Annotated in this window: 4 protein-coding genes, 1 tRNA gene and 2 rRNA genes (1 of these 7 cut by a window edge); 4 read left to right on the top strand and 3 right to left on the bottom strand. The window is 58.1% G+C overall.

The features are described 5' to 3' along the window. The first annotated feature begins 26 nt into the window (after window positions 1–26). From TM1040_RS00005 to TM1040_RS19630, 4 genes are all read left to right on the top strand, one after another. Complete coding sequence (locus TM1040_RS00005) at window positions 27–5300, top strand: DUF4214 domain-containing protein (protein ID WP_011536546.1); 5274 nt, start codon at window positions 27–29, stop codon at window positions 5298–5300. A 1265-nt stretch (window positions 5301–6565) separates the two neighbouring features. Beyond that, on the top strand, window positions 6566–7546 hold the full coding sequence (locus TM1040_RS00010) for a hypothetical protein (RefSeq protein WP_011536547.1): 981 nt from the start codon (window positions 6566–6568) through the stop codon (window positions 7544–7546). Window positions 7547–7554: 8 nt separating this feature from the next. Continuing rightward, the gene (locus tag TM1040_RS19625) at window positions 7555–7755 is read left to right on the top strand and encodes a hypothetical protein (RefSeq protein WP_049763149.1); all 201 of its coding nucleotides are present in this window, start codon (window positions 7555–7557) and stop codon (window positions 7753–7755) included. 24 nt (window positions 7756–7779) lie between these two features. After that, a complete protein-coding gene (locus tag TM1040_RS19630) occupies window positions 7780–8247 on the top strand; it encodes a hypothetical protein (protein WP_011536548.1) in 468 nt (155 codons plus the stop codon). 24 nt (window positions 8248–8271) lie between these two features. Here TM1040_RS19630 and TM1040_RS00020 read toward each other — a convergent pair. The 3 genes from TM1040_RS00020 to TM1040_RS00030 form a co-directional block, all read right to left on the bottom strand. Then, window positions 8272–8348: transfer RNA gene (locus tag TM1040_RS00020), tRNA-Met, on the bottom strand. 51 nt (window positions 8349–8399) lie between these two features. Beyond that, a 5S ribosomal RNA gene (rrf, locus tag TM1040_RS00025) occupies window positions 8400–8514 on the bottom strand. A gap of 243 nt (window positions 8515–8757) precedes the next feature. Continuing rightward, window positions 8758–10000, bottom strand: a 23S ribosomal RNA gene (locus tag TM1040_RS00030); it runs 1590 nt beyond the window's last position.

A 10000-nucleotide genomic window follows, 5' to 3' on the forward strand; every position in this document is an offset into this window, starting at 1 on the left:
TCTTTTTGCTTTGAGAGATTTCTGATATGTCAACAATTCTGACTTTTTCCAGCAACGATGGCAACGGCATCGGTGCCGATAATTTGGCGACCGACGGGGAGGGAGGGAGCAGCGATATCGGCGGGATCACGATCCAGATCGCCAATATCAGTGACGTGCTCGGCACACAGATCTCCTCACTCAACTGGTACAATGACGGCAACTTGTCATCCGGCGATGGGTTCTCCGGAATCACGACAGACTTCGCCTTTGGCGGGGAATGGAAGGGGATGTCCATCCGCAGTGCTGGAGGCGAGGAGTTTCAACTCGAGTCGTTTGACTTCTTTGACTGGGGCACCTTCCCGTACGCGGCATCGACACTCAATATCACTGGCTTTCGGGACAACGTTCAGGTCGCAACCGATACCTTCTCGTCGAACAACAATAACAATCGGGTCAACGTCGACATCTCTGGGAATACGACCTTCGACGCTGTCGATGAAGTACGGATCACCTTCGATATCGGCACTGGGTATCTATCTCTGAATAACATCACGATTGCCAACGCGGTGCCGCCCAACACGGCGCCATCGCTCGGCGGCACGCCGGCCGACGACACGGCAGTTGAAGACGCCGCCGCAGCTATCGATCTGTCCGCCTACAATATCTCGGATGCCGAGGGGGATGACCCGCTCACGCTGACCCTGGCCGTTGATCGCGGCACGATTGCGTCTGTGGATGGCAACGGAACAGTCGACGGCGTGACCATCGCGAGTTCCAGCACCAGCAACATGACTTTGCAGGGCTCGGCCGCTGCGCTCAACACCTATCTCGACGACACGAGCCACATTACCTTTACGACCGACAGCAACGATACGAGCGCGGCCACACTGACGGTTACCCCCAACGACGGCACGGCCAATGGCACCGCGGATACCGTGACCATTACGATCACGCCGGTGAACGACGACCCTTCCGTCTCTGGTCTGCCTGCTTCGGTGACGGTGGCCGAAGACACACTCAGCAATATTGATCTCTCGGCAGCAAGTATTGGCGACATCGACAGTAGCACCATCACGGTGACACTCTCTGCCAGCGGAGGCAGCTTTGGCACGCCGAGCGACGGTGCGGGCACCGGCGGTGGCGTGACCGAGACGCTGGTGAATGCGACCACCATCTCGCTGGTGGGATCGCCAGCCGATATCAGCACCTATCTCGATACCGCATCGAACATCCGCTATACACCGCCTTCGAACGCTGTGGGGGCGGGACAAGCGACGATCAGCGTCACCGCGAATGACGGCGACGGCTCGGGTGACGTGGCGCTTGGCACAGTGCAGGTGAATGTGACTGAGGTGAACGATCCGCCTGTGCTGACGGGTCTCGACGCCACGCCGAGCGTGACCGAAGATGGCATCCCCGTGGTGCTCGATGCCGATGTGACCATCTCCGACGAAGAGCTGGACGCGCTCAATGGCGGTAACGGCGACTATGCCGGGGCGACACTTGCGATTGCGCGCAATGGTGGCGCAGATACGTCCGACATCCTGTCGGTGATCACCGGCGGCAACCTCACGGTTGCGGGCGGGCCCAACGGGGGCGGTACGATCAGCGCGAGCGGCAACGTCATCGCAACCATCAGCAACACTGGAAACGGCCAACTTCAGATCACCTTCGCCGACAACGGCACCACGCCGACGACCGCTCTCGTCAACGAATCCTTGCAGGCGATCCGCTACACCAACGGCGCAGACGATCCCGCCACCTCGGTCCAACTAGACTGGGATTTCTCGGACGGGAACGGACATGCTGCGGGCTCGGTCACCGTGTCGCTGACCAACGTCAACGACGCACCGACCCTGACGGCGACCGGCGGCAACCCGACCTTTGTCGAGGGCGGCGCGGCCCAGGATCTCTACAACACGGTCTCTGCCGATGCCGTGGAGATCGGAGATCGCATCACGGGCCTGACCCTGACGGTCACCAATCTCGCCGATAGTGCATCCGAGATCTTGTCGATCGATGGATCCGATGTTGCCCTGACGGATGGCAATTCCGTGACCACGGCGACCAACAGCCTGTCGGTGTCCGTGAACGTAAGCGGCACCACCGCGACGGTGTCGTTCACCGGGGCGACGCTGAGCGCGGCGCAAGCGCAGACCCTCGTCGACGGCCTCACCTATCGCAACCTGTCCGACAATCCCACGACCGCCGGCAACCGGGTGGTCACGATCACCGGCATCACAGATGATGGTGGAACCGCCAATGGCGGTGCGGCAAGCAATGCACCAACCCTGTCCTCGACGGTCAGCCTCACGGCGGTCAATGATGCGCCGTCGGTGGCCAGCGTCTTTGGCGAGACCAGCCAGATTATTACGGGCGGCGGCGCACAGGCGATCACTGGCCTTGCCAATGCGACCGTGTCGAACGCAGATTCGATCGATTACAACGGCGGCTTTCTAACCATCGCCCAGATAAGCGGCGCGGGTAATGGCAGTTGGGGCGTCGATGGTACGACGGTCACCGCAGGCGGAGATGGCACAATTTTAGTAGGCGAGACACTGCAAGTCAGCGGTGTAACGATCGGGACAATCGATGCGACAGCAGATGGACAGAGTGGCCACGACCTGACGATCAACTTCAACGCCGACTCAAGCTCGGCCCGCATCGAGGCGTTCTTGCAGAACCTGCGCTTCGAGGCACCATCCTCAATCGGCGATCGAGGCTATACGCTCACACTCAACGACGGGGATGGCATTGCCAATGGTGGCGATGCGGATGCCAGCGGCAGTATCACGCTCTCGATCACACCCAATCCGCCTGTCCTGGGCAACCTCGATGGCGACAGCGTCAGCGCCACCGAGAACGCCGGTGCGGTCTCGCTGGATATCGGCGCAAACGCAACGGTCACCGACGCCGACTCGCCCAATTTCAACGGAGGCACCCTGAGGGCCTCGGTGACAAACAACGCCGATGCAGCCAGCGACGTTCTAAGCGTCGCCACCAGCGGTGTCGTGGCCCTCGCGGCCATGACGGCAGGCTCGAACGTTTCGGTGTCTGGCACCGTGATCGGCACGCTTGCCAACAACATCGTGGCTGGCAACGACTTCGTCGTGACCCTGAACGCGGATGCCACGCCGGCGCGGGTGCAGAGCATCGTTCAGGCACTGAGCTTTGAAGCGACAGGCGAGGCGCCGACAGCTGGCACACGGACCGTAAGCGTCACCCTCTCCGACGGTTCCGGATCTGGAAACGCCCATGTCAATGTGGCGGTCACAGCGCTCAACGATGCGCCGCAAATCACGGGCCTGGTGAGCGATGTCTCGTTTACCGAGGACACCCCGGCCAATCTCGATCTCTCCGCGCTCACGCTCTCTGATGTCGACACAACGAGTAGCCTGACCCTGACACTAACCGCCAGTGCCGGCACGCTGGCGGCGACAAGTGGCGGCGGTGTGACGGTTGGCGGGAGCGCAACAGGCACATTGATCCTCGCGGGCACCATCGTGGATATAGACACGTTCCTAAACAGCGCCACCCATGTTCATTACAGCCCGGCCGCGAATGCCGCCGGCAATGATGCAGCCACGATCTCACTGACCATCAACGATACCGGCACCAGCACGGATCTCGGGACGGTGAATGTGGACATCACGCCGGTGAATGACGCGCCGACCAACCCGGCAACCGCCGATATTCAGCAAGCCTTCGACACGCCGCATACCTTCACTGTGGGGGATTTCGGCTTTGCCGACGTGGACGGCGATACGCTTCAAAGCGTGCGGATCGACACGCTGCCGGGTGCTGGCGTTCTGAGCCTGAACGCCAGCCCGGTCAGTGCAACAGACGTCATTACGATCGGTGACATCATCGGCGGCAATATCGTGTTCACGGCCGCCTCCGGCGCATCGGGCGATGATTACGCAATCTTCACCTACAGCGTGAACGATGGCACCACGTTCTCTGCTGCCCCGGGCACCATCACGATCGACGTCGCCGCAGCGCCGCCTGCAGGCGGCGGTGGCCAGCCGGCCGAGCCGGAACCAGACTTGGTTGACGGGGTCCCTGTTGAGCGGACCACGACAACCGAGAACAGCCTCAGTGTCGAGAAGATCGTCATCACACCCGTCTCGAACACACGCGAGGACACGGATGCGGCCACATCGTTGGCCGATATTCCGCTGCATTTCGACAGCGACGGACAAGCCGTGACCACTGTCAGCGTGCCAACGGGCGTTGGATTCACGGCACGGGCAAATGAGACCGCCACGATCCAGACCAGCTTCCGGGATGGGTTGTACTTGCTGCGCGATTCCGCGCCAGAATCCGACTGGTTCTCGATGATCAACGGGCTCGATCAATGGCTGAACGGAGTAAGCGCGGGTTGGCTCAACCAGGTCACGCTCACCACGAACACAACCTCGGCACCCTCTGAGCCGATCCGGATTACCGGACGGGAAGGCGACAGCACTGAGGTTATGGTGATTGACGGCTCGCAATTGCCTGTAGGCGCTGTGCTCGATCTCGACAATATCGAGTTTGCGATCATCGTCGGCGATGTCACCGTGCGCAGCGGTGCTGGCACAAACGTCGTCTATGCTGGGAGCGGCGCTCAGAACATCGTGCTTGGCGCAGATGATGACCACCTGAACGGCGGCGATGGAGATGACACGATCGGATCGGAAGGCGGTGATGATCGCCTGTTTGGCGATGCGGGCAACGACACGCTCTTCGGCGGCCCAGGTGCAAACGTTATGCACGGCGGCTTGGGTATGGATACCATCATCTACGCGGCAAACCGAGATCGCTTCGAGATCAGCATCGAGAAGGGCCAAGTGATCGTGACGTCGCTCGATGGCCCGAGCCTGCAGGATACGATCATTAACGCGGAGCTTATCCGGTTCACGGATACGGATCTTTCAATCGATGCGTCCTCGAGCGCCTTCTCAGAAAGCGATCTGACGATTGCCACGCTCTTCACGACGGTTCTCGGCCGCCAGGCCGATCTGGCCGGCTACCAGTTCTGGACTAACGTGGCCGACACGAAGCTCGATCTCGCCTCCATAGCGATGTTCATGCTGCGCTCGGAGGAAAACACGCAAACCGAAGGTCAGGCCTTCGATACGCTCAGCCTTGAGGCGCAGATCGACCGCCTCTATCAGGAGATCCTTGGCCGCGCGCCGGATGATGCGGGCGCCGCGTTCTGGAACGCGGCTGCCGAGGCCGGCTTTGCCATCGACGACATCGCTGGCGCCTTTGTCGACGCGCCCGAGTTCGTGGGTCTGGCGCTGCAGCCGACCGGGCTCGATTTCTTGATCTGAGCCATCTGGGCCGCTCTATCTGCACGCAAACCCGTCAAGCCTGGTGGGTTTGTGTAGAGAGGGAAATCATTGATGAATAAGGAAGCTACCTTCTGCGTTGCGAACGATTGTGGGATGACGGGTTTGGACAGGCCACGCTGCAAGATTTGATTCTTGGGCGAAACGCAGCGTCGTGCCACTAGAATCGGTCCGACAGACAATCCGCACCGCTAACTTTCGCGCGCCAAACATGCTGCAGTATGCATGAACGGCTGGTTCGAGGGGCTGCACCGCAGCATCATTGATCTCCGGTGAACGGCGGCTCTGGGCCGGATGTGTCGTGAAGGGCGACCACAGTTTGCAGTTCTGCAGCGTCCGCTTCACTGCGCATTGCGGCTTTTCGTGTGTTCCCCAGCGAATGCCCGCTTCCCGCCGTCACTTCGGCAAGTCTCTGGTGCTGCGACTGCACAGATCATGTCCGCTTTGGGCTGGCTGCTGTAATCGACTTCGGTGCCAACCCACCCAAATATGCAAAATCGATCGCCGCAATGCCGCATGGCAGCTTCGAGGCCAGAGTGACGGATGTTACGCTCTACACTAACGACAGCTAGGGGCAGAAAGTGACCTTTGCAAAGTTGGAATTCGGCAGGCATGCTACATAAGTGAACGGCCCAGACCGGACGTTCGTGCAAAGCGCAACTTATGGTCGGTGCCGTACCAAAGCCGACTTTCGAGCCTTGGTTTATCGCTAGGGTGCAGCTTCACCGAAGCGGCCTGACATGCGTCAAGCAGCATCGAATCGGCTTTCAGAAGCTGGTCTGGTCTGCAGGATTTGCCTCAGCACCTTCATGATTCACCCTATTTACGTTGCGCCGGCACCACCGAAGCTGAGGCAGCAGAACCAGACAGAAAACTGTTCGTTCGCAAGCGCTTACTTATGCCAGTATTCTCTTTTTGGAAATTCAACCGAACGAGCTGGCATTCTCGGACTCCATATAGATTGTGAAGTGTAAAATTCACTCTTGTCGCTTTTGCACTGGATGTATAAGTGATCCATGATTTTAACATTTACAGGTGTTTTCCATGAATAAGGCCAAACGTGAAATCCAGAAGATCTGCCAGTCAGAAGGGGTAGAGTTGAAGTGTATGACCTACACCGGTAGAGGCCATATTCGGCTTTCCTTCCCGGAGGGGTCCATCATCGCCTCATCCACACCATCAGACTGTCGCGCGCACATCAAGCTCCGTGCCGATATTCGCAAACTTCGCCGATAAAGGACGCCTGCATGAAGCCCGTTATCCTGCCCTCACAAATGACCGCACACCAACGCAGAGAGGCTTGGTATGGTGAAGAAATCCCCCACGCTCGTTACTTGCGTGACTATGATTTCCCACTGAAGGAAGCTCTATTTTTTTGCTTGAGCGAACTCGAAGGGATTCTGGGGGCAGAAGCGATCGCCCCCAAAATCGCTGCCATTGTTCCGGGAAACCAACCAACGGATTGGGATTGGAGATCGCTACCTTTCGATAGCAGCGTGTCGCCGAGTGCGAGCGGGTGGGACTGCGCCAAACGTCTTGACGACGCAGGACTATATGGGCTTTTGGGTGTGCGACCTGCGAATGTCCCGTTTGAAGCCCGAAAGAGCTGGGTTGCGAAACTCCCCCTAGAACTAGACGACTGGCGGCAAAACGTGCGACTGGGCAAAGATGCAAACAACATATCATTGATTATTGATTTGGCCCTGTCTCGGCACGCGATGGACACTGGACTCAGTCTTGCCTCCATAACCGACGAGGACTTGAACGAAGAGGGTGAGGTGAGCGTTCCCGCTCTAGCAGTCTTTGGCGGCGTTTCCGAAGGACGAATTCGTAACGTACTGAGCAGCGGGGAAAGCTGCCTTGTCCGAAAATCCGGTCAGGCTGTCACGGCGAGCAGTGCCAAGGAGTGGCTTGCAGGACGCAAAGAGTTTTACCAGTCCATTTGGGATTTGCCCGAAGGCGAGAAACCCGAACCAAAAGCTCGGAATTTTTCAGGTGAGGTTCTCTTTGTTCCGGTGGCTTCGGACGGCAGCACGTTTAACCCAGAGCTGAAACACAAAGGCAAATATACGGTCGGAGCAAAGGGGCAAGAAATCCAGTTTGATCAATTCCAAGATGCCCTCAACGCCCTTCAAAAGATGTCAACGCCCCGCTGGCGCCGCCCGAATGCGGCAGGCAACTGGTGCATCGTCTCCGGCCGCGACTGGAAGCGGATCGAAAAGAAGTAAGAGCAGACATGAGCATTCCCTCCGCTACCGAGATCCTCGACCTCCTGATGAAAGCGAAGCCGCGACCCACCTCGGAAGCCTCGCGCGATGCCCGCGGTATCTACGGTCTGTTCGAGCACGCCGGCACCTTCCGCTACATTGGCTCGACGTCGTCTGCGGCAAAGGCCTTCTACAAGCGCATCCACCAGCGTCACTGCACAGGGTCGTAAAGCTCCAGCTACTATTTCTCGGCGATGTACAACACCGGGCGCATGTGGCGCCTGCGCAATGATCCGGCAACGAAGACCGACGGCGACATCGCCAAGGCCATGCGCAATGCGTTCATCGCGCGCCATTGCAGCTGTACCTGGGTGACGCTTCCAGACGATGCCGATATTTCTGGGTTAGAGGCGAAGGTAATCGCCCTCGTGACGTCCGACATGGTGGCCTGGAACCGGCGGGGCATGCACGTCTACGACGGGCCTGCCGAGCTGGTTGACGCTTTGCTCAAAGCGTTGCGGCTGTCGCCTGTCGAGCGCGCTGCGATTGCCCGCCAGCAAGTACGGCAGATGGCCGGCGAGAGCGCCGCTCAGGCTCCGCATGACACCGCGCCTGTGCTTGATGATGTCTGTGTTGCTTATCCGCGACACCCTCAATTCACTTCTATTGCTTCCGCAGTGCTTCCAGTGCAACGCAAGCGGCCTCGCGGATGCGAGGGTTAATCTGATGTTTTGGCATGATAATTTTGGTTGCGGGAGTAGGATTTGAACCTACGACCTTCAGGTTATGAGCCTGACGAGCTACCTGGCTGCTCCATCCCGCGTTGTTTGTTTTGTTTTTTTGTTTAGAGAGGATTTATTTGGGTTCTTATTAGGTTTGGCGGTGCCCTACTCTCCCACACCTTAAGATGCAGTACCATCGGCGCAACAGCGCTTAACTTCCGGGTTCGGGAAGGGACCGGGTGTTTCGCTTGTGCTTTGGCCACCAAACCGAATAAGAACCCAAAGCTGCACTCGCGAAGCGAGTTCAGACGGTGGCCGGAAGCGATATGCCGGAGGCAAATCGCGTGGCCACACCTGAGTTATGTCACAGAACATGTATGTTCTGCTTCATTTCAGTTTTATCAACGTGTTGATGATTTTCATCATCAACGTGTTGACCCCTTTATGAGGGTCAACGAGTTGTCCAAGTTTTGTTTTTGCTTTTTGGTTTTTGGCTGTCTTTTACTGGATCAGATCAAGCCAATCGGGCGATTAGTACCGGTCAACTGAACGCATTGCTGCGCTTACATCTCCGGCCTATTGACGTGGTGGTCTTCCACGGCCCTCAGGGATACCTTGTTTTGAGGGGGGCTTCCCGCTTAGATGCCTTCAGCGGTTATCCTTTCCGATCATAGCTACCCTGCACTACCGTTGGCACGATAACAGGTCCACCAGTGGATCGTTCACCCCGGTCCTCTCGTACTAGGGGCAACTCCTCTCAAGTATCCTACACCCACGGCAGATAGGGACCGAACTGTCTCACGACGTTCTAAACCCAGCTCACGTACCTCTTTAAACGGCGAACAGCCGTACCCTTGGGACCTGCTCCAGCCCCAGGATGAGATGAGCCGACATCGAGGTGCCAAACACTGCCGTCGATATGGACTCTTGGGCAGTATCAGCCTGTTATCCCCGGCGTACCTTTTATCCGTTGAGCGATGGCCCTTCCACTCGGGACCACCGGATCACTATGGCCGACTTTCGTCTCTGCTCGACTTGTCAGTCTCGCAGTCAGGCAGGCTTTTGCCATTGCACTCAACGAGCGATTTCCGACCGCTCTGAGCCCACCTTCGCGCGCCTCCGTTACGCTTTAGGAGGCGACCGCCCCAGTCAAACTACCCGCCACGCAGGGTCCCGGATCCCGGTAAGGGACCGCGGTTAGACATCAAGAGTGCGAAGGGTGGTATCTCAAGGATGGCTCCACAGGAACTAGCGTTCCTGCTTCGATGCCTACCACCTATCCTGCACATCACAATCCTGATGCCAGTGCGAAGCTGTAGTAAAGGTGCACGGGGTCTTTCCGTCTAACCGCGGGAAGCCTGCATCTTGACAGGCAATTCAATTTCGCTGAGTCGATGTTGGAGACAGCGGGGAAGTCGTTACGCCATTCGTGCAGGTCGGAACTTACCCGACAAGGAATTTCGCTACCTTAGGACCGTTATAGTTACGGCCGCCGTTTACCTGGGCTTCAATTCGGAGCTCTCACCCCTCCTTTTAACCTTCAGGCACCGGGCAGGCGTCAGACCCTATACGTCGTCTTGCGACTTCGCAGAGCCCTGTGTTTTTAATAAACAGTCGCCACCCCCTGGTTTGTGCCCCCGGATTCCACTTGCGTAGGACCCGGGCCTCCTTCTCGCGAACTTACGGAGGTATTTTGCCGAGTTCCTTCAACATCGTTCTCTCAAGCGCCTTGGTATTCTCTACCAGTCCACCT

The sequence above is a fragment of the Ruegeria sp. TM1040 genome (assembly GCF_000014065.1).
In the GTDB taxonomy this organism is placed as follows: Bacteria; Pseudomonadota; Alphaproteobacteria; order Rhodobacterales; family Rhodobacteraceae; genus Epibacterium.